Annotated in this window: 23 protein-coding genes and 1 pseudogene; 12 read left to right on the top strand and 12 right to left on the bottom strand. The window is 63.9% G+C overall.

Translation table 11 applies throughout. From position 1 onward, the window contains the following. Positions 1–18 precede the first annotated feature (18 nt). A complete protein-coding gene (locus U1R88_RS18950; RefSeq protein ID WP_322432651.1) occupies positions 19–945 on the bottom strand; it encodes a LysR family transcriptional regulator in 927 nt (308 codons plus the stop codon). 105 nt (positions 946–1,050) lie between these two features. Here U1R88_RS18950 and U1R88_RS18955 point away from each other — a divergent pair, with 105 nt between their 5' ends. Further along, the gene (locus U1R88_RS18955; protein WP_322432652.1) at positions 1,051–1,791 is read left to right on the top strand and encodes an SDR family oxidoreductase; all 741 of its coding nucleotides are present in this window, start codon (positions 1,051–1,053) and stop codon (positions 1,789–1,791) included. 68 nt (positions 1,792–1,859) lie between these two features. Here U1R88_RS18955 and U1R88_RS18960 read toward each other — a convergent pair whose 3' ends face one another. The 3 genes from U1R88_RS18960 to U1R88_RS18970 all read right to left on the bottom strand — a co-directional run bounded on the left by U1R88_RS18960 (position 1,860) and on the right by U1R88_RS18970 (position 4,633). Continuing rightward, positions 1,860–3,116 carry an RNA polymerase sigma factor gene (locus U1R88_RS18960; protein ID WP_068291449.1) on the bottom strand — a complete coding sequence of 419 codons (1,257 nt, stop codon included), beginning with the start codon at positions 3,114–3,116 and terminating at the stop codon, positions 1,860–1,862. Beyond that, positions 3,113–3,502 carry a YciI family protein gene (locus tag U1R88_RS18965; protein WP_068291451.1) on the bottom strand — a complete coding sequence of 130 codons (390 nt, stop codon included), beginning with the start codon at positions 3,500–3,502 and terminating at the stop codon, positions 3,113–3,115. Before U1R88_RS18965 ends, U1R88_RS18960 begins: the two co-directional genes overlap by 4 nt. A gap of 144 nt (positions 3,503–3,646) precedes the next feature. Then, positions 3,647–4,633, bottom strand: a complete 987-nt coding sequence (locus U1R88_RS18970) for a LysR family transcriptional regulator (RefSeq protein ID WP_322432653.1) — start codon at positions 4,631–4,633, stop codon at positions 3,647–3,649. Between the two features lie 107 nt (positions 4,634–4,740). Here U1R88_RS18970 and U1R88_RS18975 point away from each other — a divergent pair, with 107 nt between their 5' ends. Next, positions 4,741–5,412 (top strand): L,D-transpeptidase, encoded by a 672-nt coding sequence (locus U1R88_RS18975; RefSeq protein WP_322432654.1) that lies wholly within the window; start codon positions 4,741–4,743, stop codon positions 5,410–5,412. Between the two features lie 8 nt (positions 5,413–5,420). Here the strand turns inward: U1R88_RS18975 and U1R88_RS18980 are convergent, their stop codons facing one another. After that, complete coding sequence (locus U1R88_RS18980; protein ID WP_322432655.1) at positions 5,421–6,077, bottom strand: TetR/AcrR family transcriptional regulator; 657 nt, start codon at positions 6,075–6,077, stop codon at positions 5,421–5,423. Between the two features lie 84 nt (positions 6,078–6,161). After that, positions 6,162–6,674 carry a DUF1176 domain-containing protein gene (locus tag U1R88_RS18985; protein ID WP_322432656.1) on the bottom strand — a complete coding sequence of 171 codons (513 nt, stop codon included), beginning with the start codon at positions 6,672–6,674 and terminating at the stop codon, positions 6,162–6,164. Positions 6,675–7,082: 408 nt separating this feature from the next. On the opposite strand from U1R88_RS18985, the gene U1R88_RS18990 reads away from it, so the two are divergent. After that, positions 7,083–7,433 carry a hypothetical protein gene (locus U1R88_RS18990; protein ID WP_322432657.1) on the top strand — a complete coding sequence of 117 codons (351 nt, stop codon included), beginning with the start codon at positions 7,083–7,085 and terminating at the stop codon, positions 7,431–7,433. Positions 7,434–7,516: 83 nt separating this feature from the next. On the opposite strand, the gene U1R88_RS18995 is transcribed toward U1R88_RS18990, so the two are convergent. Genes U1R88_RS18995 through U1R88_RS19015 form a run of 5 tightly spaced genes read right to left on the bottom strand, consistent with a single transcriptional unit; the run spans position 7,517 to position 12,597 of the window. Then, entirely contained in the window at positions 7,517–8,629 is a 1,113-nt protein-coding gene (locus tag U1R88_RS18995; protein WP_322432658.1) for an ABC transporter ATP-binding protein, read from the bottom strand. A gap of 43 nt (positions 8,630–8,672) precedes the next feature. Beyond that, positions 8,673–9,497 carry a sugar phosphate isomerase/epimerase family protein gene (locus tag U1R88_RS19000; protein ID WP_322432659.1) on the bottom strand — a complete coding sequence of 275 codons (825 nt, stop codon included), beginning with the start codon at positions 9,495–9,497 and terminating at the stop codon, positions 8,673–8,675. Between the two features lie 4 nt (positions 9,498–9,501). Further along, positions 9,502–10,335, bottom strand: coding sequence for a carbohydrate ABC transporter permease (locus tag U1R88_RS19005; RefSeq protein WP_322432660.1), 834 nt, complete (start codon positions 10,333–10,335; stop codon positions 9,502–9,504). Then, positions 10,332–11,255: a carbohydrate ABC transporter permease gene (locus U1R88_RS19010; RefSeq protein WP_322432661.1), complete on the bottom strand. Its 924-nt coding sequence runs from the start codon at positions 11,253–11,255 to the stop codon at positions 10,332–10,334. The genes U1R88_RS19005 and U1R88_RS19010 overlap by 4 nt, the downstream gene beginning before the upstream one ends. A gap of 4 nt (positions 11,256–11,259) precedes the next feature. Continuing rightward, complete coding sequence (locus U1R88_RS19015; RefSeq protein ID WP_322432662.1) at positions 11,260–12,597, bottom strand: ABC transporter substrate-binding protein; 1,338 nt, start codon at positions 12,595–12,597, stop codon at positions 11,260–11,262. Between the two features lie 193 nt (positions 12,598–12,790). Between U1R88_RS19015 and U1R88_RS19020 the strand changes: the two genes are divergently transcribed. Continuing rightward, complete coding sequence (locus U1R88_RS19020) at positions 12,791–13,930, top strand: Gfo/Idh/MocA family protein (protein WP_322432663.1); 1,140 nt, start codon at positions 12,791–12,793, stop codon at positions 13,928–13,930. 15 nt (positions 13,931–13,945) lie between these two features. On the opposite strand, the gene U1R88_RS19025 is transcribed toward U1R88_RS19020, so the two are convergent. Further along, positions 13,946–14,695 carry an SDR family oxidoreductase gene (locus U1R88_RS19025; protein WP_322432665.1) on the bottom strand — a complete coding sequence of 250 codons (750 nt, stop codon included), beginning with the start codon at positions 14,693–14,695 and terminating at the stop codon, positions 13,946–13,948. A gap of 111 nt (positions 14,696–14,806) precedes the next feature. Here U1R88_RS19025 and U1R88_RS19030 point away from each other — a divergent pair, with 111 nt between their 5' ends. The 8 genes and pseudogenes from U1R88_RS19030 (at position 14,807) to U1R88_RS19065 (ending at position 26,398) form a co-directional block, all read left to right on the top strand. Beyond that, positions 14,807–15,727 (top strand): LysR family transcriptional regulator, encoded by a 921-nt coding sequence (locus U1R88_RS19030; RefSeq protein ID WP_322432666.1) that lies wholly within the window; start codon positions 14,807–14,809, stop codon positions 15,725–15,727. A 34-nt stretch (positions 15,728–15,761) separates the two neighbouring features. Then, a complete protein-coding gene (locus tag U1R88_RS19035; protein WP_322432667.1) occupies positions 15,762–16,670 on the top strand; it encodes an aldo/keto reductase in 909 nt (302 codons plus the stop codon). Between the two features lie 317 nt (positions 16,671–16,987). Then, positions 16,988–17,179, top strand: a pseudogene (locus U1R88_RS35695) (PAS domain S-box protein); the annotation flags it as partial. A 117-nt stretch (positions 17,180–17,296) separates the two neighbouring features. Beyond that, the gene (locus tag U1R88_RS19045; RefSeq protein ID WP_322432669.1) at positions 17,297–20,902 is read left to right on the top strand and encodes a PAS domain-containing protein; all 3,606 of its coding nucleotides are present in this window, start codon (positions 17,297–17,299) and stop codon (positions 20,900–20,902) included. A gap of 385 nt (positions 20,903–21,287) precedes the next feature. Further along, the gene (locus U1R88_RS19050) at positions 21,288–22,538 is read left to right on the top strand and encodes a sarcosine oxidase subunit beta family protein (protein WP_322432670.1); all 1,251 of its coding nucleotides are present in this window, start codon (positions 21,288–21,290) and stop codon (positions 22,536–22,538) included. 11 nt (positions 22,539–22,549) lie between these two features. Further along, on the top strand, positions 22,550–22,828 hold the full coding sequence (locus tag U1R88_RS19055; protein ID WP_322432671.1) for a sarcosine oxidase subunit delta: 279 nt from the start codon (positions 22,550–22,552) through the stop codon (positions 22,826–22,828). Further along, on the top strand, positions 22,825–25,806 hold the full coding sequence (locus U1R88_RS19060; RefSeq protein ID WP_322432672.1) for a sarcosine oxidase subunit alpha family protein: 2,982 nt from the start codon (positions 22,825–22,827) through the stop codon (positions 25,804–25,806). The genes U1R88_RS19055 and U1R88_RS19060 overlap by 4 nt, the downstream gene beginning before the upstream one ends. Beyond that, on the top strand, positions 25,799–26,398 hold the full coding sequence (locus U1R88_RS19065; protein ID WP_322432673.1) for a sarcosine oxidase subunit gamma: 600 nt from the start codon (positions 25,799–25,801) through the stop codon (positions 26,396–26,398). The genes U1R88_RS19060 and U1R88_RS19065 overlap by 8 nt, the downstream gene beginning before the upstream one ends. Positions 26,399–26,429 lie beyond the last annotated feature (31 nt).

Raw genomic sequence — 26,429 nt, forward strand, 5'->3', positions numbered from 1 at the left:
ACAGGAGGCGCCAGCCTATCACGCTGGCCCCGGTGACCGGGAAATCACCCCGGCATCGGCCCAATCGGCGAAGCTTCTCGCTACCCAATCGATGAAGACGCGAACCCGCGGCGAAAGCTGGCGGTTCTGCGGATAGAGCAGGGAGACGGGCGTCGGTGTCGGCGGGTGGGCCGGCAGCACTTCGATCAACCTGCCATCGGCGAAATAGGGCAGGAGATGGTAACGCGGCACCTGGATGAGCCCCAGCCCGGCCAGCGCCCCGCCGAACAGGGCTTCCGACCCGGTAACCGTCAGCGCAGTGGGCAGGCTGACATGGCGTATGGTGCCGTCCACCTGAAATTCGAGCGGCATGACGCTACCGGTCGCCGAGGAAACGAAGCCGACCATGCGGTGACCCTCGAGGTCGTCCGGCGTGGCCGGCACGCCGTGGCGGGCGAGATAGGCGGGGTTTGCGCAGGTGGCCTCTGCAAGCATGGCAACGCGGCGAGCCACCATCGAGCTGTCCTGGAGATCGCCGGTGCGGATCACGCAATCGATGCCTTCGCGCACGAGATCGACCAGGCGGTCCCCCTCGCCGATATGGAGCTGCAGGCCCGGATAGCGTTCCAGGAAATCGGCGAGGCCGGGCATCAGGAAATGCCGGGCGAGCGTGCCATGCACGTCGATGCGCAGCAATCCGCGGGGCTTGGTGTCGCCAAAGGCCGCTTCGGCATCCTCGATGTCGGCAAGGATGGCAAGGCAGCGATGATAATAGGCCTCGCCGTCCAGTGTCGGAGTGACGACGCGGGTGGTGCGCTGGAGCAGGCGGACGCCAAGGCGCGTCTCCAATTGACGGATCGCCTCGGTCACGGTGGAGCGTGGCAGGCCGAAGTCCTGTGCCGCCCGGGTGAAGCTGCGGCGCTCGACGATGCGGGTGAAGAGCCTGATGGCGTCGAAACGATCCATTGTTCCCCGTATCCGAATAGTCATATCAAATTTCGCATGATTATCCGAAGAGACAGAAGGTGGATAGTACCTTTCAGCGATCAACCTCACGTCACGGAGAACAAAATGACCATGAATGACAGCAAAGTCGCCCTCGTCACCGGCGCCTCGCGCGGTATCGGCGCTGCCATCGCCCGGCGCCTCGCGCATGATGGCTTCGCAGTCGTCGTCAATTATGCCGGCAACACTGAACGGGCTGAGGCCCTGGTTCGCGAGATCGAGAGCGCGGGAGGCCGGGCGCTGGCGGTGCAGGCCGATGTCAGCGATCCCGCGGCTGTGGCCGCTATGTTCGAGGCGGTGCAGGCGGCTTTCGGCGGCGTGGACGTCCTGGTCAACAATGCCGGCATCATCGCTTTGTCCCCGCTCGCTGAGACGGACGATGACGGTTTCGATCGGCTGGTGTCGGTCAATCTCAAGGGCAGCTTCAACACCATGCGCGAGGCGGCGCGGCGGTTGCGCACGGGTGGGCGCATCATCAACTTCTCGTCGAGTGTCGTCGGCCTGCGCCAGCCAGGCTACGGCATCTATGCCGCGACCAAGGCCGGCATCGAAGCCTTGACCAGCGTACTGGCGAAGGAACTGCGTGGGCGGGCGATTACGGTCAACGCCGTCGCACCGGGCCCGACGGCAACCGATCTCTTCCTCAGCGGCAAATCGGCGGAATTGATCGAGCATTATACCCGCATGGCGCCGCTCGAGCGGCTCGGTACGCCGGACGACATTGCCGCGGCAGTCGCCTTTCTGGCCGGCCCGGATGGCAGCTGGATCAATGGGCAGACCTTGAGGGCCAATGGCGGGCTGATCTGAGGCCGCGCCCACGAAAGTGAGAAGACCTCCCGGGGAGAAGGTTGTCGCGCGGCATGGCTCCTATGGCGTCATGCCTGCGCCGCGGCGTCCTTCACCAGCCTGTCCAGATGCTGGCGGATATGATTGGCCTCTGCCGCGGTGCTGGCGAGGGCAATGGCCTGGTCGAAAGCCTGATGCGCCTCCTTGCCCCGGCCGAGTTTCAACAGCAGGCCGCCCTTGAGACCGTGGAAGTAGAAATAGCCGGAGAGGCGGGCTTCCAGGGGCTCGATCATGGCGAGCGCGGCTTCGGGCCCCTGTGTCTTCGAAACGGCCACGGCCCGATTGAGCGTGACCACGGGCGAGGGCTGGATCTCCTCCAGCAGCGCATAGAGGAAATCGATCTGGCGCCAATTGGTGTCTTCAGGCGTCGCTGCCCTGGCGTGCACCGCGGCGAGGGCGGCCTGGAGCTGATAGCTGCCGGGGCTGCCGTGTCGGGTGGCCTTGTCGATCAAAGCGAGGCCTTCGGCGATCATCTGGCTGTTCCATAGGCGCCTATCCTGATCTTCCAGCAGCACGATCTGGCGCTCGGCGTCGAAACGGGCTGGCGAGCGCGCATGCTGGAGCAGCATCAGCGCCGTCAATCCCATGATCTCGGGTTCGGTCTGGAACAGGCGCAGCAGCAGGCGGGCGAGGCGAATGGCCTCGTCACAGAGCTGGGCGCGGCTGCCGTCATCCTCGACACCGGCCGAATAGCCCTCGTTGAAGATCAGATAGACCATGGCGGCCACGGCACCGAGGCGCTCCGAGCGCTCCACCGCGCCCGGCGCCTCGAAAGGCACGTCGGCATTGGCGATGCGCGCCTTGGCCCGGGTGATGCGCTGTTCCATCGCCGCCTCGCCAACCAGGAAGGCGCGAGCGATCTGCTTGACGCTGAGCCCGCAGACGATACGCAAGGCAAGGGCGATCTGCTGGGTGCCGGGCAGATCGGGGTGGCAGCAGATGAAGAGCAGGCGCAGGATGTCGTCGCGATAATGCTGGCCGTCGAGGCGTTCGGCGAGTTCGGCTTCTGCATCGCCGAGATCGGAAATCTGGTCCTCGTCCGGCAGGGCTTCCTGCTTCTTCTCGCGGCGCTTGGCGTCGATGCCGGAATTGCGGCCGGCAAAGATCAGCCAGGCGGTGGGATCGCGCGGCGGGCCGTTTTTCGGCCAGCTCTTCAGCGCGCGCAGGCAGGCTTCCTGATAGGCTTCCTCGGCGGTGTCGAGGTCACGAAAATAGCGCAGCAGCGCTCCCATGGCCTGTGGGCGGGCAGAGGCGAGCGCGCTGTTGATCCAGGCCGCATCCGTCATGTTGCATGCGCCTTCTGTCCGAGTACCCCGGGCTGGAAGATCGAAAGCGGGCGGATCTCATAGGAACCGATGCTGGGATTGGCCTTGGCGAGATCACGGGCGATATCGAGCGCTTCCTCGAGATTTTCGCAGTCGACCACATAGAAGCCGAGCAATTGCTCCTTTGTCTCGGCGAAGGGGCCGTCGATCACCAGGGGATCGCCGCCGGTCTTGCGCAAAGTGGTGGCTGCGGTGGTCGGCAGCAGCCGCACCACCGGGCCAAGCTTGCCCGCCGCGGCGACCTTTTCATGTACCTTCTGCAGGCGTGCCATCACGGCGTCGTCCTCTTCCTTGGTCCAGGCACCGACGACGTCTTCGTAATTGTAGCAAAGGATCGTATATCGCATTGTCTGCTTCCTCTTGAGCCAAGGACGAACGAACCAAGAGGTACCCGACATGAGGGGGCGGAACAATTCATGTTCTTTTGGCGCCTGCAGTCGGAGAGGCCCGATCGCCCCTGCGCAAACACACCGATAGCAATCAAGCCGTATTTAGATTGTCGTCTCTATGCCGCAGGGAGCCGGCATCGTGGCATCGGGACCAAAAGAGAGCTGGAATGCATCGTTTTCTGTCGAGTCGATGCCGTCGATCTGGCGCAGCGCTGCAATGGTGAAGTCGGTGAAGGCGCGTACCACGGGACGCATATAGCGAACCGAGGGGAAAGCCAGGAAGGCTTCCGTTGGGCGGACGACGTAGTCGGGCAGGATCCGGATCAGACGTCCTTCGGCAAGCTCGCCATTCACCAGCAATTGCTGGACCGGTCCGGCCGCGTGCCCTTGCAAGAGCGTAGCGGTGATGACTTCGGCGTCATTGGTTCGCAGGATAGGCTGGGCGGGCAGGTCGAGCGTTTCGCCGCCGCGATGCTGCAATGCCAGAGTGTCGCGCGGCGAAAGCAGCCTGGCACTGCTGACGATGCTGATTTCCGACAGTCGCTCCGGCGTGTCGATCGGCCCGAACCGGGCGAGGAAACCCGGCGCCGCGACCAGGATACGCCGGATCAAGCCGAGACGGCGGATGATGAGTTCCTGGCCGGCGGGGCGTCCATACCTCACCGCCAAGTCGAAGTTTTCATAGACAAGGTCGATATCACGGTTCTCAAGGATGAGATCGACCGTAACGGCGGGATGGCGTTTCTGGAATGCCATGACGATTGGATGCAGGTGCCTGACGCCGATGCAGGAGGGCGCATGCATCCGGAGCGGGCCTTCAATGGTCCCCATGTCATGCCGGACACCTTCCAGGGCCGCGTCGATGGTAGCGAGAGCACCTCGGCTCGCTTCGTAAAGGGCCTGTCCCTGCGGTGTCGGGCGTACGATGCGCGAGGACCGTTCCAATAGTCTCGCGCCGACATGCCGTTCGAGATTGCGCAGATGTTTGGTGACGGCGGGCTGCGAGACGGCAAGGTCACGCGCCGCTGCTGTTACCGAAGCGCGCTCGACGGTACGGACGAAAGCGCGCAAGGCGATCGCGATGTCCATTCATGCCTCTTGGTTATGATTACCATAGCATCATAACATATGGACGCGAGCGGTGTCATCGGGCTCAATGGCCTCCGTGCCGTGTCAGTGGCGTTGCGGAAGGCGTGATGATGATAAGCAGGCGTAGTTTTGTGATTGGTTTGCCTTTCTTGGCTGCTGGATGCGCGCAGGACCGCAAACCCGAGCTAAGCATGCAGGAGGTGCCGGTCGACCCGGAACAAGCCCTGCTCTACGGAGCCATCGAGTCAGAGCCCTTCGCCGTGCCTGCCATTGATCTGCGCCGCGTGAAGCCGCAATATCTGCGCCGGGAGGTTGCCTATACGACGCAGGAGCAACCCGGCACGATCGTGGTCGATCCTGCCGCTCGTTATGCCTATCTCGTGCTGGAGGAGGGGAGAGCCCTGCGCTACGGCGTCGGTGTCGGCAAGGAAGAGGCTTTCAATTTCCAAGGCCGCGCAACCATCGCCCGCAAGGCTACATGGCCACGTTGGACGCCGACGGCCAACATGATCCGGCGCCAGCCCGAACGCTATGCCAAATATGCCGCCGGCTTGCCTGGCGGCCCCGGTAATCCCCTCGGCCCGCGTGCTCTCTATCTGTACAAGGATGGGCGCGACACGCTGTACCGGCTGCACGGCACAATCGAGCCCTGGACGATCGGCACCATGGTGTCGTCAGGCTGCGTGCGCCTGCTCAATCAGGACATCATCGACCTTCATCGGCGCGTTCCCGTCGGGACGGCCGTGGTCGTGCTTCCGGCCGATGCGCCGACCGCTTAGAGCCCGTCTCAAAACCCGAGGCTGAGTTGCTGGGGCTTGTCGCTCTTCTTGGTCGGCTTGTCGTCGACCAGGGGCTTGAGCATCTGGGCGAGCCGCTTGGCCAGCGCCGACGGGTCGGCCTCGGCGAGGGCGGGACTGGCGATCACGTCCCGCATCAGCGCAACGCCGGCGATTAGCGCGAGGAACAGGGCAGCGCGTTCCGGCCGGTCCTTTCCGGGCAGGCCGGCGGCAAGCGGTCGCTCCAATTGCGCAGTGACGGTCTCGCGCAGGATTTCGGCGGCCCTGGGGTTGGAGGCCGAATGCAGCATCAGCCGGAACGGATCGACGCCAGCGCTCTCGCCGGGAGGGTTGGCCACCATCGCCTGCGCCACGCGGTCGGCAAGGGTGGCGGCATCGCCTTCGAACAGGCTGGGGTCGGCGCAGGCGATCTTGGCCGCCTCTGCGAACATCTCTTCCTTCGAACCGAAATAGCGATTCACCAGGATGGCGGTGACGCCGGCTTCGCCAGCGATTTCGCGCAGGCCGACGCCGTCATAGCCCGCGCGCGAGAAGGCGATCAAGGCCGATTGCAGGATGGCTTCGCGCGTCGCCGCGGCATTGCGAGGGCGCTTGGCCTGGAGCGCCGGACTCGATTGGGGGGGAGGGGGTGCTTTCTTCCTGGCCATGCCCGCGCCTGCGATGATTTCGGGGTCGAAGGAGTATACGTGCGTAGAGGCGGGCGCAAGGTTCCCCCTCCCGCGATCCACCGTTCATATCGCAGGCTCGGCGGGAGGGGCATCCCTTCCGAGCCGTTCGTCCATGTAGAACCAGGCGGCAGCGGCGCCGGCAAGCGAGACATTCACCGCGAGGCTTCCGTCCAGGGCTTGCAATTGCAAGGAATGGTGATCCTGCAGGGTCTGGGTCAGAGATGATCTTGCATCGATGACGAGGGTAGCCTCGACCAGCCCGCCTTCTTCTTCGGGAGCCGAGAAGGTGATTGGGCCTGCGAGGGGCCCGATGGGCTTGCCATCCGCCAGAAGGACATGGGGCTGGCCGGCAAGGGCGCCGGTCGGATCGGTCACCGCGAAGCGAACCTCCATCGGTGCCGAGACGTGGCGGCGAATGCTGACATAGCCCCTTGCGTCCGGGTCGCCTGCGGCCAGGCCGATGGCCTGGCATTGGCGGCCGGTATCGCAGCTCGCCTGCCAGTCCTTGAAGGTCTCGGCCGTAGCCGAACCCGCGAGCAGAGCGGTCGTGACGAAGGCGATTGAAAGGCGGCGCATGAGAGCTTTTCCGGTTTGAATGGCACTCTCGTCATCATGCCGGCCAAGACCCGCGTCCGGGAACGGCAAGGTCAGGTCATTACTCGCCTTTTTGCGTGCTGACCCGGCGGTGATGTGCGGATTTGTACGTTGGATGACGACGACTCAAGACTGCAAAATTTGATGCTGACCTACCGGCCCAGAAAATGCCCATATGACGGATTTATGCAACTCTGCCCGAATTATGACTTGTTTGCTCAATTTTTACGCGATGAAATCCAGGTAAATGAATAAAATTTAAAAGATGAATCGATTTCTATACCTAGGTTATGACGCGAATGCGCGCTATAGTTTTTGCACTGCCTTGACGGAACCATATGTGCCTCGCCGCGTTCAATCGAGCGGGGCCAGAAACGATAGGGTGGAGCCATGAAAGAAAGCCGTGCCGCCGTCTTCTCGGTCGAGGAGTTGGAATTCCTGCGCACGCAGGCCGATGACTATGGCTGGTATGTATGGACGGAAGAGACCCGTCCGATCATCGAAGGCCTTTGTGCCCGCCGCCTGATGGCGGCCAATGGCGATTTCAAGGTGGTGCCCAAGGATGGACAGCACCGGGCCAATCTCGAGGGACATGCGCCTCGGGCGGCGGATGCGATGCTGCGTTATTACGAACTGATCGGCGCCGGGCGCATGGCCTTCCATATGGTGCAGCACCTACGCCCCGCCATAACGGCGGCGCCGCTTACCGAATTGCGTGGCAGCCACTCGCTGCATGGCTGAGCGACAGGGCAGGACGTAGGGAGAGGACGCGGACGTTTTACACCGTCCGCAGCGGTCTTTTGCGCCTTTGTGACCGGGACATTTCAGGCGGCATTTGCGGCCAGATAGGGCAAGGCCGTGCCGTCCGGCCCGAAGACGTGGGCTGAATCGCGATCGATCCGCAAATTGACCTCGCTATGGGCTCGTACCGGGTTCTTGCCGTCGGTTTGCACCACCAATATCTGCCCCTCCGCGATGGCCGTATGAAACACGGTCAGCCCGCCCAGATGCTCGACGATGCTGGTCGTGCCGGCGATGGCGTCGCCTGCGTCATCAGCCCCGTTCAGGAGCGTGATGTGTTCGGGGCGTATGCCGAAAGTGACTTCGGAACCGACCTTGAGGCCACCGGCCGCAACGGGCAGGGTGATACGTTTGCCGCCTGGCAGGGACAGGCTGAGGCCTCCTGCATCGATTGCGACGATCCGGGCCGGAAGCGTATTCATACGCGGCGAACCGATGAAGCCGGCCACGAACAGGTTTCGGGGGTGATTGTAGAGCTCGAGTGGCGCGCCGATCTGCTCGATCTTCCCGCCATTGAGCACCACGATCTTGTCCGCCATGGTCATGGCTTCGACCTGGTCGTGGGTGACGTAGATCATCGTGGCCTGGAGCTGTTCGTGCAGGCGCATCAGCTCGATGCGCATCTGCACCCGCAGCGCCGCGTCGAGATTGGACAGAGGCTCGTCGAACAGGAAGACCTTGGGGTTGCGCACGATGGCGCGGCCGATGGCGACGCGCTGGCGCTGGCCGCCGGAGAGCTCCTTGGGCCGGCGCTGCAGCAGGGGACCGAGCTGGAGGGTTTCGGCTGCAGCCTGTACCTTGGCGGTACGCTCGGCCTTCGGCACGCCCTCGATGCGCAGGGCAAAGCCCATATTGTCGGCGATGGTCATGTGCGGATAGAGCGCATAGCTCTGGAATACCATGGCGAGGCCGCGCTTGGCCGGCGCGACATCGTTGGAAAGCCGCCCGTCGATGAGGAGGTCGCCGCCGGTGATCTTCTCCAGCCCCGCGATCATGCGCAGCAGGGTCGACTTGCCGCAGCCGGAGGGGCCGACGAAGACCACGAATTCGCGATCCTCGACCTCGAGATCGACGCCCTTGATGACCTCGACGGCGCCATAGGATTTGCGCAATCCCTTGAGATTGACGGTGGCCATCTCGGCGTTCTCCTTTGCGGGTTTCGTGCTGCCGGCGTGCAGCTCAGATGCCGGCGCGGTGCAGCGTTTCGCGATTGGCCCTGACGGCGGCGGCGGGATCGGCGGCCGCGATGTCGGATTCTTCCTCCAGCACCAGCCAGCCATTGAAGTTCGGCCCTGATGCAACGATGTCGACCACGCTCCTGAGGTCGCAGATGCCCTGTCCCAGCATGCGCCAATGGCCCTCGGCATCGACATCCTTCAGATGCAGATAGCGGATGCGGTCCTGATAGGTACGCAACGTGTCGAGGATATCCTGGCCGCCGCGAAGGATATGGCCGGTGTCGGGTACCCAGCCGACCAGGGCAGGATCGAGCAGGGCCATGATGCGGTCATAGTCGGCCCGCGAGCTCAAGAGGGTGTCGTGATGCGAGCTCGGATGCACGGCGACATCGACGCCGACGACGCGGCCGAGTTCGCCGGCTGAATTGTAGAAGCGCCCGGCGACGGCGAATTTGTCGTCGAGGGGGCCGGGGCTCATGATCGTGGCGCTGCCCAGCGACAGGATGGCGCCGGGGAAATGCGCGGTGAAGCGCAAGGCGCGGTCGACCATGGCGAGGTCGGCCTCGACGGCGCCGGCTTCGGTGAAGCCGGAAGAGCTGCCGCAGGCGAAGGCGACCAGCGTCAGGCCATGGGCTTCCAACGCCCTGGCAAAGTCCCGCGGGCGGTCGGCATAGGGCGGGATCATGGTGTCGGTGATCTCGATGCCGGCATAGCCTGCCGCCGCGATGGCGGCGAGCAGGTCGTCGGCATTGCCGCTCCAGGCCTTGCCGAGCATTTCCCAGGTGAAGGTCTGGCAGCCGGCCTTCAGCTTGGCAGTCTCGCTCATGATGTCATTCCTTGACGGCGCCTTGTGTCAGGCCCTCGATGATGTGGCGCTGGAAGAACAGCACCAGCGCGATCAGCGGCACGGTGACCACCACGGAGGCGGCGGCCACGTCGCCCCAGGGCACGTAATAGAGGTTGGTGAAATTGGCGATGCCGACGGGGATCGTCTGGTGCTCGATGGTCGAGGTGAAGGCGAGGGCGAACATGAATTCGTTCCAGGCCGCGATGAAGGCGAGCAGGCCGGTGGTGACGAGGCCGGGCAGGGACATCGGCAGGATGATGCGCAGGAACAGGCCGATGACCCCGACGCCGTCCATGCGCGCGGCCTCGTCGATCTCGCGCGGCAGTGTGTCGAAATAGCCGAACAGCACCCAGGTCACCAGCGGCAGGCCGAGCGCCAGGTAGACGATGACGAGGCCGCTATAGGTGTCTAGGAAGCCGTAATTGGAGGCCGTGAGATAGAGCGGGCCGACGATGGCGATCTGTGGGAACATCGAGACCGACAGCACCACTCCGAGGATGCCGAAGCGCCCCTTGATCTCCAGCCGCGACAGAGAAAAGGCGGCGAGCGCCCCGATGGCGAGGCACAACAGGGTGGTGAGCCCCGCCACGATCACCGAGTTCAGCACATAGAGCTGGAATTTCTTGACGAAGAAGACATTGGCATAGTGTTCGAGAGTGGCCGGCGAAGGCCAGAAGCTCGGCACGGGATCGGTCAGCGCCTTGTCGAGCTGCAGCGAGGTGGAGAACTGCCACAGGAACGGCCCGGCCGACCAGACCAGGAGCAGGGTCGCGCCGGTATAGACGACGACGAGGCGCAGGATCTCGCGAGCGTTCATCCCTGCCTCCTCAGACGCGCCACGATGAAGATGCCGAAGCCGATGGCGATCAGTGTCTCGGTGATGAACATCGCCGTGGACAGCGCCGAGCCATAGCCGAACTGCAGGGTGGAGAAGAGCACCTTGTAGCTCAGGGTCGACAGGGTTTCGGTGGAGTCGGCCGGGCCGCCGCCGGTGAGGACATAGACGAGGTCGAAGATACGAAAGGCATCGAGGGCCCGGAACATGCCTGCGATCAGCAACGTCGGCAGCAGCAAAGGCAGGCGTACATGCCAGAAGATACGCCAGGCCGAGGCCCCGTCCATCTTGGCAGCCTCGGTCAGTGAGCGCGGCACTGTCTGCAGGCCGGCCAGCAGCAGCAGGGCCATGAAGGGCGTCGTCTTCCAGACGTCGGCGATGATGATGGTGTTGAGGGCGTGGTCGACGGAACCATACCAGTTGACGTTGCCGTCGATCAGCCCGACGGATTTGAGGAGGTAGTTGATCAGCCCGTGCTGCCCGTCGAACAGCCAGCCGAACATCTTGGAGGTGACCACGGTGGGCATGGCCCAGGGCACCAGCATGGCGGCGCGCACCAGCGAACGGCCGACGAAGGGCTCGTAGAGCAGCAGGGCCATGCCGAGCCCCAGCACGGTTTCGAGCGCCGTCGACACCGCCGTGAACAGCACGGTATGCCCCCAGGCGTTCCAGAAGGCGTCGTCGCCCAGCAGCATGCGGTAATTGGCCAGGCCGACGAAAGCGTCTTCCTGGGTGACCAGCGAGGTGTTGGTCAGTGACAGCCAGACCCCGTTGACGATGGGATAGACCGAGACCGAGCCGAGCGAGATCAGCAGCGGCAGGATCAGGAGCCAGGGCGCCAGGTCCAAGGACCGCAGGCCAGCCCCGAGGGGCGGGCTGGCCGCGGAGGCTTGCAAGCTCATTGCGTCATCCCGCGACGATCGCATTGATCTTGGCGCTGGCGGCCTCGAGCTCGGCCTTGATGTTGCCGCTGACCAGGGCCTTCGACACGCCGGACTGGATGGCAAGGGTGACCTGGGCATATTTCGGGGTGACCGGGCGCGGCGTCGCGCCGGTGAACACCGATTTGAGCTGCTTCATGAAAGGCTGCTCCTTGCCGAGCTGGGCATCCTCGAACACTTCGGGGCGGGTCGGGGCGATGCCGAGCTGCAGAGCGAACTGGAGCTGGGTGGCCGGCGAGGACATCCAGGTCAGGAACTCGATCGCCGCTTCCCGGTTCTTGGTGTTGGCGTTGACGCCATATTGATAGCCGCCGAGGCAGGCCGCGCTCTTGCCGCCGGCGAAATGCGGCAGCGGCACCACCCCGACCTTGTCGACCACCGAGGAGGCGGCCTTGTCCTGGGCGATGGCGTAGACATAGGACCAGTTGCGCAGGAAGGGCGCGCGGCCGGCCGTGAAGGGCTGGCGCGAGGGTTCCTCGTCCCAGCTCAGCACGTCCGAGGGACTGATCTTGGTCTTGTTGATGGTGTCGTAGAGGAATTGGACCGCCGCCACCGCCTTGTCGTCGCTGAGCGCCGACGACTTGCCGTCGGCAGCCAGGATCGAGCCGCCATTGGAAGCGATGGCTTCCACGAGATCACAGACCAGTACCTCGGCCTGCTTGCCCTGCCAGAGATAGCCGAAATCGGCCTTGCCGGATTTCTGGATCTCCTGGGCGGCCGCGGTGAGCTCATCCCAGGTTTCGGGCGGCTTGGCGCCGATGCCCTCAAGGAGATCCTTGCGATAGAACAGCATGCCTGAATCGACATACCAGGGTAGAGCGGTGAGCTTGTTGTTGTAGGTGCAGGCGGCCACTAGGCCGGGGAAGAACTGGCTCTGCACTGAAGCATTGAAATATTCGTCGAGCGGCAGGGCCCAGCCGGCGCCGGCGAATTCGGCGATCCAGACCACGTCCTGGGTGAAGACGTCGGGCGTGCCAGTGCGGCGGGCGAGCTGCTGCACCAGGGCCGTGTGCACCTCGGTGGAGGAACTGGGCGGCGGCAGCTCGACATAGGTGACGTGGATCTTGCCCTGGGACTGGTTATAGGCGTCCACCACCTGTGCCATGGTCTGCTTGCCGAAGAACTTGGCGCTGGCGAAGGTGATCTCGGTGCGGTCCGCGGCGCGGGCGCGCTTGGGCAGGCCGAGTGCCAGGGCACCTGCGGCAAGGCCCGCTCCCTGCAGGAAGCTGCGCCGGCTTGGCGCCGCCGATCCGGATTGCGAGGCCCCGGCAGCCGGGGTCGAGCGTGTGGGAACGTCCGACATCACAGTTCCTCCCTGCGTGGGTGACTGACCACCCTGATTTTTCAATCATGCTTGGCCTGGGGCTGGCGACTGTCAAGGACAAATTGTCATTTTCGTTCAAAAAATTTCATTCAAACGGGAAGCTTCTCGTGTTTACTTTCTAAATTAATGCAAAAATGAGCAAGCTAGCTGGAACGGCTGGTGGAGGAGACGCATGGGTAAACTCGGCATCGGCGTGATCGGATGCGGCAACATCTCGATGACCTATTTGCGCAACGCCGCGCTTTTCCCCGGCGTCGAATTGCGGGCTTGTGCCGATATCTCAACGGAAGCCGCCAAGGTCAGAGCCGAAGAATACGGCATTCGGGCTCTCGGCGTGGAGGAACTGCTTGGCGACGACGAAGTCGACCTCGTCCTCAACCTGACCATTCCGGCCGTTCATTTCGACGTGTCGATGGCAGCTCTTGCCGCCGGCAAGCACGTCTTTACCGAAAAGCCGCTTGCCGTCACGGCGGCTGAGGGCCGCAAGCTGGTCGAGGAGGCTAGCCGGCGCAAGCTGGCGATCGGTTCCGCCCCCGATACCTTCCTCGGCGCCGCGGGACGAACAGCCCGCCGGCTGATGGCGGAAGGGGCAATCGGCCGCCCGACCGCCGGCACGGCTTTCATGATGACGCGAGGCATGGAGCATTGGCATCCCAACCCGCAGTTCTACTATCAGCCAGGCGGCGGTCCCGTCCTCGACATGGGACCCTATTACCTGACCATGCTGGTCAATCTGCTGGGACCGGCGCGTCAGGTCGCGGCGATGGCCACGACCGGACAAGCGGAGCGGCTGATTACCGCGCCCGGCCCCAACCAGGGCACGAGTTTCGCCGTGGGTACGCCCACCACCCTAATGGCCCTGGTCGAATTCGCCGGCGGCGCTCTCGTCAATGTCGGCATGAGCTGGGATGTCTTCCGCCATTCCAACCAGCCGATCGAACTGCATGGCAGTGAGGGCTCGCTCAGCCTGCCCGACCCGGACACGTTCGGCGGCACTCTTGCCCTCAGCCGCAAGGGCGAGGCCTGGCAGACCATCGATACGGCCGCCATGACCTATGGCGGCCTGAACTGGCCCTACGCCGCGCCCGACCGAGCGAATTATCGCATGCTCGGAGTGGCCGATCTCGCTCGCAGCCTCAAGGAAGGGCGGCGGCCTCGGGCTTCAGGCGAGCTCGCGCTGCATGTGCTCGAGATCATGGAGGGCATCCTGGAGGCGGCGCGCTCCGGAAGGCCGGTCTCCATCGAAGCCGGGGGCGTTCAGCCCCCGGCCTTGTCGGAAGACGAGGCGGCGAGCCTCGGGCGGGAAGAATAGGATCGCCGCCGGTGCTCAGAGCGTGCCCATGCCGCCATCGATCATGAGTTCGCTGCCGACCGTATAGGCCGCTTCGTCGGAGGCCAGGAACACCACGGCCTTGGCGATCTCGCTGGCCTCGCCGAAGCGGCCGGCGGGCACCAGGCCCTTAATGGTGTCGGCGACGTTCTTCAGGTCCTGTTCCGCAAAGCCGAGCTTGCCGTAGAGCGGCGTGGCGATCGGGCCGGGGCTGACGGCGTTCAGACGGATGCCCCGGCCTATCAATTCGCCCGACAGGGTGCGGATCAGCGACTGCAACGCGGCTTTCGACGCGGCGTAGACACTGGAATTCGGCATGCCGATATGGGCGTTGACCGAGGTGTTGAGCACGATCGAGGCCGGATTTGCCAGGATCGGCAGCAGGGCCTGGATCAGGAAATAAGGGCCCTTCACATTGATGTCGAAGAGCTTGTCGAAGGCGGCCTCGCTCCAGTCCACCAGCGGCTTGAGCTGGGCGATGCCGGCATTGACGAAGAGGATGTCGAGCCCGCCGAAGGCCTCGGCGATGGTCTCGGCGAGCCTTTTCTGGCCGGCGGCGTCGGCGGCATCCGACTGGATGACCAGGGCGTTTTCGCCCAGTTCCTTGCGGGCGGCCTCCAGCGTCTGGGGATTGGTGCCGGTCACCGCGACGCGGGCGCCTTCCGCCAGGAATTGGCGGGCGGTTTCCAGGCCTATGCCGGTGGTGCCGCCGGTAATGAGCGCACGCTTGCCTGAGAGTCTGTTCATGATTGCAGTTCCTCGTTCATGGGAGATGCTTTGAATGGAGCGAATATGGCGCAATCATTCTGTTCGGAGTATCCTGCATATGTTGGCTCTATCTTCCGGAATTTCCGAACGATGAAACTAGACGGGATCGCAAGCTTCGTTGCGGTTGCAGAGGCCGGATCGATCAGCGAGGCGGCCCGCAGCCTGCGCCTGTCGAAATCGGTGGTCAGCGAACGCCTGGGAGAATTGGAGCGGAGTGTCGGTACGATATTGCTCCATCGTACCACACGGCGTTTGTCGGTGACGGAGGATGGAGCTGCTTTTCTGGAGCGCGCCAGACGGATCGTGCGCGAGGTGGAAGAGGCGGCTGCCGATCTGGCCGAACGGCGCGGCACCCTGGCCGGCCCGATGCGGATTGCCGCGCCGATCACCTTCGGGCGCCTGCATCTCGGCCCGGCTCTGTTCCCGTTCCTGGCGGCGCATCCCCAGGTCGAGCTCATCCTGGATCTCGATGATCGCCGCGTCGACGTCGCCTCCGGTGCCCATGACGGCGTCATCCGGCACGGTACCATTGCGGATACGCGGCTGATGGTCTGGCGTCTCGCCCCGAGCCAGCGTTACCTGGTGGCGTCGGCGGACTATCTGAACCACGAAGGTATGCCGCGTTCCATCGGCGAGCTCGATCGGCATAAAGGACTGTTCTATTCGAACCGGGGGGCTGCCGATTGGCGTTTCCTCGGGCCTGATGGCGTCGAAATCGTGCGGGCCAAGGTGGCCTTGCGAGTCAACAATGGCGACGTGATCCGTGATGCCGCGCTTGCCGGCCTCGGCATCGGGCTCCTGCCCACTTTCATCGTCGGACCCGAGATCCGCGCCGGCAGGTTGAAAGTCATCGATATCGGCATTCGGCCGGAGCCGGAATTCATCTTCCTCGCCCATCCCGAAGGACGGCGGCCTTCCGTCAAGCTGCGGGTGCTCGCCGAACATTTGAAGCGCAGCTTCGGTGATCCGCCTTATTGGGAGGAGGGGATGTCCATCGCGACCTCCGCTTGATAGAAGTGACGCATCGTCACTGCGAGATCCCGAGATGAGCGACCTGCCGGTACCCGAACCCATCCGTCCCCTTGGCCGCAGCGGCATGTCGGTAAGTTCGGTGGCCTGGGGCATGTGGCGCTTCGGGGGAGAGGACCTCGCCTCGGCCGAGAAGCTGGTGGAAACCGCGCTCGAAGCCGGCGTCACGCTGTTCGATACCGCCGACATCTATGGTCCGTCCGACCTTGGCGGTTTCGGCGTCGCCGAAAGCCAGCTCGGCCGCGTGCTGGCGGTCAGCCCCGGATTGCGCCGGCGCATGGTGCTGGCGACCAAGGGTGGCATCGTCTTCGGCACGCCCTATAATTCCTCTTCCGCCTATCTCTCCTCGGCCATCGACGCGTCGTTGAAGCGGATGCAGGTCGATCGCATCGATCTTTGGCAGATCCACCGGCCCGATATCCTCACCCATCCCAGCGAGATCGCCAGGGTTCTCGAAGATGCGCACCGGGCCGGCAAGATCGCCGCCATTGGCGTCTCCAACTACACCGTCGCGCAGACGCAGGGCCTGGCCGCCTGCCTCGATTTGCCCATCGTCAGTCATCAGCCCGAATTCTCGGCCCTCAAGCTCGATCCGCTCCACGACGGAGTTCTGGACCAGGCGATCATGAATGACATGGCGGTGCTTGCCTGGTCGCCCTTGGCCGGCGGGCGGCTGGCGCAGCCGCAGGACGAGCGGGCGCGGGCGGTTGTGAGCCTGTTCGACGCCAAGGCCGAGCAGGCGGGTGTCTCACGCACTGCGGTGGCCTTGAGTTGGCTGATGGCGCATCCGGTGCGGACCATTCCAATCGTTGGCACCCAGAACCTCGATCGCATCCGCGAGATTCCCCAGGCCTATCAGCCGCGCTGGAACCGGGAGGAGTGGTACGCTGTACTCGTCGCCTCGCGCGGGGAGCGCTTGCCCTAACGGTGCCTCAGCCCTGCCCGATGGCCCGGGAAGAAGAACCGTGGGCAAGTCCGGTGCTTCCCGAATATTCCTGGCAGGCGGGTCGTGTCGAGTGCAAAACACTGCTGAAAACGACATGAATTCTTGTGACGGCATTTGGCAATGGCGCAGCTTCTCAGTACCATTGCCGCAATTTGAATGCTGATGATTTCGCTCGCGCAGGTGAGATCCGCCAGATGAAGATAGACGCCGGGCTGGGCTCCGATCGCCTTGATGCGGTCGTTCTTCCGGGCGATGTGGCATTGCTTCGCCGTGTCGTCGAGCAAGCCGGCTTCGCCATGGCCCTGATTGGCCATGATGGCCGGTTTTGCCATGCTAATCCGGCCTTTTGTCGCCTCACCGGTTACCAGGCGGCCGACCATGTCGGCATGACCCTTGCCGATCTTGCTCATCCGGAGGATCGCGCCGGTTTTTCTTGGGATGGCCGCAATAGGGACGCTGTGGAGTTCCGCTATTGCCGTCAGGACGGGACGGGCTTTACCGGTTTGACCAGTATCTCCCGGCTTGACGCGCCGGACATGGCCTCCCCCTTTGCCGCCATTGTGCAAATCGTGGCCATCAAGGATCAAAAGCTTCACGAGGCCAGCTTGGCCGAGGCGGAGTGGCGCTGGCGCCAGGCCCTGGAAGGCTCGAGGCAGGTCGTATGGGACTTCGACGTACCCAATGGAATGGTGTGGGTATCGTCACGCTGGCGCACCATGCTCGACCTGCCGGACGAAGAGCGCGTGCATTCGATTGCCAACTGGCTGAGCAAGATGCATCCGGACGATCGTGCCCGTATGGCGGAGGCTGCAGGACGTGTCGGACGTGATGGCAATCGGGACTTCGACGCGACCTATCGATTGAGGCACAATGACGGTCGCTGGATCTGGGTGATCAGCCGCGGAAGGTCGGTCGAGTATGCACCGGACGGCACGGTCAAGCGTATGATCGGAACCATTGCCGACATCACATACCAAAAGGAAATGGAGGAACGTCTTACCGCTGTTTCGGAGCGGTTGGAGGTAGCTGTTCAAGCTGGCGGAATCGGCATCTTCCACGTCGATTATCCCTCGGGCCGCCGTCATTGGGATGCGCGAACCTACGCGCTTCACGGCGTGACGCCCGAGACGTTCGGCAACACGCTGGAAGAGTTCTTCGGCTTGCTCTCGCCCGAAGATGGCGCGAGGGTCGACCGCATTCGCCAGAGCGCGCTGCAGTCTGGTTCGCACTATCAGCTCGACTATCGTATTCGGTGTCCAAAGACTGCTGGGGTGCGTCATATCCGCTCCACGGTCAGGCTGATCCGTGGCGATGACGGTACGCTGACGCATGGGACCGGTGTTTGTTGGGATGTCACCGACGATGTGGAGCGCAATCAGAGACTGCACGACACTTTGGTCCTGCTGCAGGCCGTGATGAACGGTACGCCCGATTTGATCTATGCCAAGGATCGTGACGGCCGTTATGCTCTGGTCAATCCTGCGGTTGAGAGGCTGATGGGGCGGTCGAGCAACGAGATCCTAGGTCGGCACGATACCGAAATCTTTCCGGCCGAAATGGCGAGCCGCCTGATCGAGAACGACCGCCATGTGATGCAGAGCGGGGAACCCTCCACAATGGAGGAAACGGCCATGCTCGGCGGCGTGTTGCGCACCTATTCCTCCACCAAGGCGCCGCGGCGCGACGAGCGCGGCAAGATCACCGGGCTGATCGGCATCTCCCGCGATATCACCGATGCCAAGGCCGCGGAGGAGGCTCTTCGACATAGCGAAATGCGTTGGCAATTCGCGCTTTACGGCTCGGGCGATGGGGTCTGGGATCAGAATCTCGAGACAGGGGAGGTGTTCTATTCGCATCAGTGGAAAGCGATGCTGGGCTACGACCAAGACGAAGTCGGGACCAGCGCCAGCGAATGGTCCGACCGTATGCATCCGGAGGACCTGCCACGGTGTCGGGCGATCATTGAAGCCCATCTGCGCGGCGAGACACCGGATTTCGCCATAGAGAACCGCCTGCTGGCCAAGGATGGCAACTGGCGCTGGGTCTATGATCGCGGCAAGGTGATCGAGAGGGCGGCGGACGGGCGTGCCCTGCGTATCATCGGAACCCATACCGACATCACGGCGCGCAAGGAGGCCGAAAGCGCTATCCTGGCCCTCAACCAGCGGCTGCAACTGGCGATCGAGGCGGCCGGCGTCGGTGTCTTCGAATATGATTTCGCTTCCCAGCGCTACAATTGGGACGATCGCCTGCATCGGCTCTATGACATGCCGCCGGACAGCTATGACGGCAGCCGGCAGGCTTGGCTCGATCGCATTCACCCCGACGACGTAGCCGCAATCACGCGCGAATATGACAGGGCGATGCGTGAAGGCACGCTGTTCGACATGGAGTTCCGCCTGTGGGACCGGCGTTCCGGCAGGATCCGCCACATCCATTCTCTGGCCCGGGTGATCCGCGACGAGGCCGGTGCTCCGATCCGCACGGTCGGCATGGATTGGGATGTGACCGAGCACAAGGAACTGGTGGAGGCGCTGTTCGAGGAAAAGGAGAGGCTGCGCATTACCCTGCATTCGATCGGGGATGCCGTAATCTCGACCGATGCTCATGCCCGGATCACGTTCATGAATCCCGGTGCCGAAGAGATGACGGGATGGCCAGGTCCGGATGCGGTTGGCAGGCGCCTGTCCGAAGTGTTTCGCATCGTCGATGGAGCCACCGGTGAACCCCTTGCCGATCCGGTAGAAACCTGCCTGTCTCGCATGCGTCCCTACTATCTTAGTGAGGGGGCCGTGTTGCTGCGACGCGACGGCGAGCGGCGCAGCGTGCGCGATTCCGCCGCTCCCGTGCGCACGGCCTCGGGTGAAATCATCGGCGCCGTGTTGGTGTTCCAGGACGTGACCAAGGCCCGCATCCTGCAGCAGGCTTTGGAACACTCGGCCAATCACGACAGCTTGACCGGACTTCCCAACCGTTCCGCCTTCGAGCGCGAGATCCGCTTGTCGCTCGAGCAGGCGCGCAAAAGCCAGCATCGGCACGTGCTGTGCTTTGTCGACCTCGATCGCTTCAAGATCGTCAATGACAGCGCCGGGCATGCCGCTGGCGATGCGTTGTTGCGTGAAGTCGCCAATCTGATGCGTCGTGTCTGCCGGACTGAGGACGTGCCCGCCCGCTTGGGTGGCGACGAGTTCGCCCTCCTGCTGCGCGACTGCTCGATCGTCGAGGGAGAGGCGATTGCGCAACGGTTTCTGCGCGGTTTGGCTCAGTTGCGCTTCGCCTGGGATGGCCGGACCTATCAGATCGGCGCCAGCGTGGGGTTGACTAGGATCGATGCGGAAGCGCCAAGGCAGGATGAGTTGATGAGCCAGGCCGATATCGCCTGCTACACCGCCAAGACGTCGGGCCGCAACCAGCTTGCCGTCTATGAAGATGGGAAGGGCTCGACCCATCGCAACCACAGCGAGATGCGGGTGGCGGCCGGCATCCGCCACGCGATCGAAGCCAACCGCTTCCACCTCTATGCCCAGCAGATCTTCGATCTTTCCGGGCGGGAAGGCGGGCAGCGGCATTTCGAGATCCTGCTGCGCATGCTCGACGATGCCGGCAACGTCGTCGAGCCGGCCGCCTTCATCCCGGCCTCGGAACATTACGACCTGATGGGCAGTATCGACCGCTGGGTCATTCATGCCGCGTTTCGCCGCTATGGTTCCCGTTTGCTCGGCGCCGGCGACATCTCCCTCGCCATCAATCTCTCTGCCAATTCACTGAGCGATCCCTTCCTCTGGCCGCTGCTGCAGGAGGAATTCACCCAATCGGGTTTGTCGCCCCGGCGCGTCCATTTCGAGATTGCCGAGATGGCTGTGATCAACAATCTGACGGCCGCGCAGCAGTTTATCTCCAAGGCGCGGGGTGCCGGCTGCGGCGTGATGCTCGATGATTTCGGCAAAGGGCTGTCCTCGTTCACTCATCTCAGGCAGTTCTCCGTCGACGGTCTCAAGATCGATGGCGACTTCGTCCGGCAGATGGCACAGAGCGACGTCGACCGCACCATCGTCGAATCGATCAACATGGTCGGCCACCGGTTGGGAGCCATTACGGTGGCCGAGCAGGTGGAGAATGAGGAGACATTGACCTTGTTGCGTGCCATCGGGGTCGATCGGGCCCAGGGCTTCGTTCTTGCCCGCCCGCAACCGCTGGAAGCCCTCTTTTGAGCCCGGATGCCGGGGCAGGCGGGCGGAAGCGCCTTTGCCCACGGCCGCTGCGGCCCGACGAGCCGGCAGCTTGCCGGCGACCGGCATTCGCGGTGAAACTTTTTTCCTGGCATTAAAATTGTAAAAGATGTTGCACGCGCAGGAATAATCTTTCACTGTGGGTAACAGGCTGCTATGCCTATGAACCAGGCAGCCCGAATTCGCTGGGGGCAGAGGTATCCATGATTCTCGACGATAAGCGCTGATCGTGCCGGCGTGGCCTGGTCTTGGATGCGGATAGCTGGGCGGCAAGCTCTTGCAGCAAGCCCTGGGATCCGTTTCTCGCCGGGCGAGGACGCGACCGGATAACCGAAGTTTTCCGAACTCTTCCCCGGCAAGAAGATCGATGCATTACTCCCTGTTCTCCCTTCTCAAGAATGCCCTGAATGGCCACCGTGGCTGGACGCCGACTTGGCGCGACGCCGAGCCGCGCCTCAACTACGATGTGATCATCATCGGTGGCGGCGGCCATGGCCTGGCCACGGCCTATTATCTCGCCAAGAATCACGGCATCACCAATGTCGCGGTGATCGAGAAGGGCTGGATCGGCGGCGGCAATGTCGGCCGCAACACCACGATCGTGCGCTCGAACTATATGCTGCAGGGCAACATTCCCTTCTACGAGCATGCGATGAAGCTGTGGGAGGGCCTGGAGCAGGACCTCAACTACAATGCGATGATGAGCCAGCGCGGCGTGCTGAACCTCTATCATTCCGATGCCCAGCGTGATGCCTTCGCCCGTCGCGGCAACGCCATGCGCCTGAACGGTGTCGATGCCGAACTGCTCGACCGCGACGGCGTCAAGGCGATGGCGCCTTTCCTCAATTTCGACAATGCCCGTTTCCCGATCCAGGGCGGCCTCCTGCAGCGGCGCGGCGGCACGGCGCGCCACGATGCGGTGGCCTGGGGCTATGCGCGCGCCGCCAGCGATCGCGGCGTCGACATCGTCCAGAATTGCGAGGTCAAGGGCTTTGTCCGCGAGGGCGGCGCCATCGTCGGCGTCGAGACCACTCGCGGCACCATCCGGGCCAAGAAGATCGGCATGGCCGTGGCCGGCAATACCTCCAAGGTCGGCACCATGGCTGGATTGCGCCTGCCGATCGAGAGCCATGTGCTGCAGGCCTTCGTCACCGAAGGGCTCAAGCCGCTGATTCCAGGTGTGATCACCTTCGGCGCCGGCCATTTCTATGTCAGCCAGTCCGACAAGGGCGGCCTGGTCTTTGGTGGCGACATCGACGGCTATAATTCCTATGCCCAGCGCGGCAACATGCCGGTGGTCGAGGATGTCTGCGAAGGCGGCATGGCCGTGATGCCGATGATCGGTCGTCTCCGGTTGCTGCGCAGCTGGGGCGGCATCATGGACATGTCGATGGATGGTTCGCCCATCATCGACAAGAGCGGCATCGATGGCCTCTACCTCAATTGCGGCTGGTGCTATGGCGGCTTCAAGGCCACGCCAGCCTCGGGCTGGTGCTTTGCCCATCTCATCGCCAAGGAGCAGCCGCACGAAGTGGCTGCCGCCTATCGGCTCAATCGCTTCGAGACCGGAGCGGTGATCGACGAAAAGGGCCAGGGCGCCCAACCCAATCTTCACTGAGGCACGGTTCGATGCGGATTGCCTGTCCCTATTGCGGTGCGCGCGGCGTGCACGAATTCACCTATCTCGGCGATGCCGGGCTCACGCGGCCGGATGCCGCGGCGCCGGACGCCGGCAAGAACTTCTATGAATATGCCTATCTGCGCGACAACCCCGAGGGCGTGCATGAGGAGTTCTGGTATCACGGCTCGGGCTGCCGTTCCTGGCTCAAGGTCCGACGCAACACCAAGACCCACGTAATCGAGAAGGCTGAACTGGTGATGCCTCAAGCTTTGGGAGCCGCATCATGAGCGAGGCCGTTTCCTTTCGTCTGCCTTCCGCGGGCCTGGTCGATCGCAACAGCACGGTGCGGTTTCGTTTCGACGGCAACAGCTATGAGGGCCTGAGCGGTGACACGCTGGCCTCGGCCCTGCTCGCCAACGGTATCCGCCTGGTTGGGCGCTCGTTCAAATATCATCGCCCGCGCGGCATCTTCACCGCAGGGCCGGAGGAACCCAATGCGCTGGTGGAACTGCGCAGCGGCGCCCGTCGCGAGCCCAACACCAAGGCCACCACCATCGAGCTCTATGACGGGTTAGAGGCGGCCAGCCAGAACCGCTGGCCTTCGCTGAAATTCGACCTGCTGTCCGTGAACCAGCTTGCTGGTCCCATCTTCGTCGGCGGCTTCTACTACAAGACCTTCATGTGGCCGGCCGCCCTGTGGGAGAAGCTCTACGAGCCGATGATCCGCCGCGCCGCGGGTCTTGGTAGCGCCAGCCAGCTACCGGATCCCGACACCTACGAGAAGGCCGCCGCCTTCTGCGACGTGCTGGTGATCGGTGCCGGTCCCGCCGGCTTGATGGCGGCCCTGGAAGCCGGCCGGGCCGGCGCACGCGTGATCCTGTGCGACGATGATTTCCGGCTTGGCGGTCGGTTGTTGGCCGAGCGGCATGAGGTCGGCGGCAAGCCGGCCGCTGCCTTTGCCGCAGAGGTCGAGGCGGAACTGGCCTCCATGCCTGAAGTGCGCATCATGCGCCGCACCCAGGTCTTCGGTGTCTATGACACCGGCACCTATGGCGCCCTGGAGCGGGTGTCGGATCATTTGCCCGTGCCGCCCGTGCACCAGCCACGCCAGCGCCTGTGGCACATCATGGCCAAGCGCTGCATCAACGCCATGGGCGCCATCGAGCGTCCCATCGTCTTCGGCGGCAATGACCGGCCGGGTGTGATGCTCGCCTCGGCGGCGCGCAGCTATCTCAACCGCTACGGCGTGGCGCCGGGCCGGCAGGCCGTGGTGTTCACCACCAGCGACAATGGCTGGCGCACCGCGGCCGATCTCGTTGCCGCCGGTGTGACCGTGGCTGCGATCGTCGACCCGCGCTCGCAGGTCGATGCCGCGGTCTCCGGCTGGGCCGGCAAGGCCGGAACGCGCACACTGCTGGGTGCGAGCGTCACCGATGCCAAGGGCGGTGCCCAGGGTATCAAGTCGGTGGATGTAGTCATCGGGCGCAAGCGCGAGACCATTCCCGCCGATTTTCTGGCGGTCTCCGGCGGCTGGAACCCGCAGGTCGCACTCACCACCCATAAGGGCGCCCGGCCGCGCTGGTCGGACGAACTGGCCGCCTTCGTGCCGGGCGATCTGCCCGACGGCATGACGGTGGTCGGCGCCGCCAATGGCGATTTCTCGCTGGGTGCCTGCCTGCGGGCCGGGGCGCAAGCGGGCCGCACGGCGGCCGGCGATTGCGGTTTCTCCGCCGGCCAGGCCCCGATCCCGGCCTGCGACGACGAGCCTGTCGGCCTCAAGCCCCTGTGGCATGTCGCCGAGACGAAGAGCAAGGCCTTCGTCGACCAGCAGAACGACGTCACGGCCAAGGATATCGAGATCGCCCATCGCGAAGGCTTCCGCTCGGTCGAGCATCTCAAGCGCTACACCACGCTGGGCATGGCCACCGATCAGGGCAAGACGTCGAACATTGCCGGGCATGCCATGATGGCGGGCCTGCTCGGCCGTTCGATGACCGAGGTTGGCACCACGGTTTCGCGTCCCCCGCATTTCCCGGTGGCGATCGGCGCCCTGGCCGGGCCGCATCGCGACAAGCATTTCAAGGCGACGCGCCTCACCGCAGGTCATGAATGGGCGATGGCGAACGGTGCCACCATGGTGGAAGCCGGCCAGTGGCTGCGCCCGCAATGGTTCTCGCGTCCCGGCGAGAAGGATTGGCTGGAAAGCGTCTGCCGCGAGGTCAAGACCACCCGCGCTATCGTCGGCGTGTGCGATGTCTCGACGCTGGGCAAGATCGACATCAAGGGGGCTGACGCCGGCGCCTTCCTCGATCGTGTCTACATCAATACCTTCTCGACGGTTGCGGTCGGCAAATGCCGCTACGGCCTGATGCTGCGCGAAGACGGTTTCGTCATGGACGACGGCACGGCGGCCCGCTTCGCGCCGGATCATTATGTGATCTCGACAACGACGGCCAATGCCGTGAAGGTGATGCAGCACCTCGAATTCTGCCGCCAGACGCTCTGGCCCGAACTCGACGTCTCGCTGTCCTCGATCACCGAGCAATGGTCGCAATATGCGGTGGCCGGGCCGAAGGCGCGGGAATTGCTGCAGAAACTCTATGGCTCGAGCGCCGATCTGTCGAACGAAGCCTTCCCCTATATGGGATGCGCCACGCTGCAGCTCGGCAATGTCGGTTCGCGCCTCTACCGGCTCTCCTTCTCGGGCGAACTCGCCTTCGAGATCGCGGTGCCCGCCCATTACGGCCTTGCCCTGCTCAAGGCGCTGATGGCGCTGGCTGAGGAGATGGGCGGCTGTGCCTATGGCACCGAAGCCCTTGGCGTTATGCGCGTGGAGAAGGGCCATGTCGCCGGCAACGAGCTCAATGGCCAGACCACGGCTCGCGATCTCGGCCTCGGCAAGATGATGTCGCCCAAGAAGGACTATATTGGCCGTGTCCTGGCCCAGCGTCCGGCCCTGGTGGCCCCGGATCGGCCCGGCCTCGTCGGCGTCAAGCCGGTCAACCCGGCGGATCGGCTGCGCGCCGGCTCGCATTTCCTCAAGAAGGGCGCCGCTTCCGTGGCGGCCAATGACGAGGGTTTTGCGACCTCGGTGATCTATTCGCCGATGCTCGAAAGCTGGATCGGCCTTGGCCTGCTTGCCAACGGCCCGTCCCGCCACGGCGAGGTGATCCGCGCCTATGATCCGGTGCGCAATGGCGACATCGAGGTCGAGGTCGTCTCGCCCATCTTCTTTGATCCTGAAGGGAGCCGTCTCCATGTTTGACGCCATCAGTGCAGGGCGTTTGGAGTCCCGTAGCGCCTTTGCCGGCCTGCTTAAACCGGTAGGAACGGGAGCAGGCGTCACCGTGCAGGATCGCTCGGGCCTGGAAATCGTCACCCTGGCGGCTCGCAAGGGCCAGGAGGGGGCCTTGGCCGCGCGCATGCAGGCTGCCTACGGCCTCAGGCTGCCTGATGGCCCCAAGCGCGCCGTGGCTGGCACGCTCGCCGCTCTGGGCACCGGGCCGTCGGCCTGGCTGGTCACGCGCGAGGCCGGAGAGCCCAATTTGCTCGTCTCCGATCTGATCGAGACGGTCGGTACGCTCGCTTCGGTGACCGACCAGTCCTCCGGCTATGCCGTGCTGAAGGTCTCAGGCCCGCACGTCCGCGATATGTTCGCCAAGGGCCTGGACATCGACCTGCATCCGCGTGCGTTCGCACCGGGCGATGCTGCCGTGACCGCCTGCTCGCATATCGGTGTGACGCTGTGGCAGCTCGACGAGACTCCGACCTACGAGGTCGCCCTGTTCCGCAGCATGGCCGGCAGCTTTTGGCATTGGCTGAGCGACAGCGCCGCGGAATTCGGCCTGGCGGCGTAATCGGGCCCTGTTCGGGAGCGATATCGTCTTT

It is taken from the genome of Labrys sedimenti, from assembly GCF_034424805.1.
GTDB lineage: Bacteria > Pseudomonadota > Alphaproteobacteria > Rhizobiales > Labraceae > Labrys > Labrys sedimenti.

What these genes read in the sequence shown, in the direction of transcription:
- U1R88_RS18990 (WP_322432657.1), top strand. Translation starts at nt 7,083, where the DNA reads ATGAAAGAAAGCCGTGCCGCCGTCTTCTCGGTCGAGGAGTTGGAATTC.
- U1R88_RS19025 (WP_322432665.1), bottom strand. Translation starts at nt 14,695, where the DNA reads ATGAACAGACTCTCAGGCAAGCGTGCGCTCATTACCGGCGGCACCACC.
- U1R88_RS18985 (WP_322432656.1), bottom strand. Translation starts at nt 6,674, where the DNA reads ATGCGCCGCCTTTCAATCGCCTTCGTCACGACCGCTCTGCTCGCGGGT.
- U1R88_RS18955 (WP_322432652.1), top strand. Translation starts at nt 1,051, where the DNA reads ATGACCATGAATGACAGCAAAGTCGCCCTCGTCACCGGCGCCTCGCGC.
- U1R88_RS18965 (WP_068291451.1), bottom strand. Translation starts at nt 3,502, where the DNA reads ATGCGATATACGATCCTTTGCTACAATTACGAAGACGTCGTCGGTGCC.
- U1R88_RS19005 (WP_322432660.1), bottom strand. Translation starts at nt 10,335, where the DNA reads ATGAACGCTCGCGAGATCCTGCGCCTCGTCGTCGTCTATACCGGCGCG.
- U1R88_RS19010 (WP_322432661.1), bottom strand. Translation starts at nt 11,255, where the DNA reads ATGAGCTTGCAAGCCTCCGCGGCCAGCCCGCCCCTCGGGGCTGGCCTG.
- U1R88_RS18995 (WP_322432658.1), bottom strand. Translation starts at nt 8,629, where the DNA reads ATGGCCACCGTCAATCTCAAGGGATTGCGCAAATCCTATGGCGCCGTC.
- U1R88_RS19030 (WP_322432666.1), top strand. Translation starts at nt 14,807, where the DNA reads ATGAAACTAGACGGGATCGCAAGCTTCGTTGCGGTTGCAGAGGCCGGA.
- U1R88_RS19035 (WP_322432667.1), top strand. Translation starts at nt 15,762, where the DNA reads ATGAGCGACCTGCCGGTACCCGAACCCATCCGTCCCCTTGGCCGCAGC.
- U1R88_RS19055 (WP_322432671.1), top strand. Translation starts at nt 22,550, where the DNA reads ATGCGGATTGCCTGTCCCTATTGCGGTGCGCGCGGCGTGCACGAATTC.
- U1R88_RS18980 (WP_322432655.1), bottom strand. Translation starts at nt 6,077, where the DNA reads ATGGCCAGGAAGAAAGCACCCCCTCCCCCCCAATCGAGTCCGGCGCTC.
- U1R88_RS19020 (WP_322432663.1), top strand. Translation starts at nt 12,791, where the DNA reads ATGGGTAAACTCGGCATCGGCGTGATCGGATGCGGCAACATCTCGATG.
- U1R88_RS18960 (WP_068291449.1), bottom strand. Translation starts at nt 3,116, where the DNA reads ATGACGGATGCGGCCTGGATCAACAGCGCGCTCGCCTCTGCCCGCCCA.
- U1R88_RS19050 (WP_322432670.1), top strand. Translation starts at nt 21,288, where the DNA reads ATGCATTACTCCCTGTTCTCCCTTCTCAAGAATGCCCTGAATGGCCAC.
- U1R88_RS18970 (WP_322432653.1), bottom strand. Translation starts at nt 4,633, where the DNA reads ATGGACATCGCGATCGCCTTGCGCGCTTTCGTCCGTACCGTCGAGCGC.
- U1R88_RS18950 (WP_322432651.1), bottom strand. Translation starts at nt 945, where the DNA reads ATGGATCGTTTCGACGCCATCAGGCTCTTCACCCGCATCGTCGAGCGC.
- U1R88_RS19015 (WP_322432662.1), bottom strand. Translation starts at nt 12,597, where the DNA reads ATGTCGGACGTTCCCACACGCTCGACCCCGGCTGCCGGGGCCTCGCAA.
- U1R88_RS19065 (WP_322432673.1), top strand. Translation starts at nt 25,799, where the DNA reads ATGTTTGACGCCATCAGTGCAGGGCGTTTGGAGTCCCGTAGCGCCTTT.
- U1R88_RS19000 (WP_322432659.1), bottom strand. Translation starts at nt 9,497, where the DNA reads ATGAGCGAGACTGCCAAGCTGAAGGCCGGCTGCCAGACCTTCACCTGG.
- U1R88_RS18975 (WP_322432654.1), top strand. Translation starts at nt 4,741, where the DNA reads ATGATGATAAGCAGGCGTAGTTTTGTGATTGGTTTGCCTTTCTTGGCT.
- U1R88_RS19060 (WP_322432672.1), top strand. Translation starts at nt 22,825, where the DNA reads ATGAGCGAGGCCGTTTCCTTTCGTCTGCCTTCCGCGGGCCTGGTCGAT.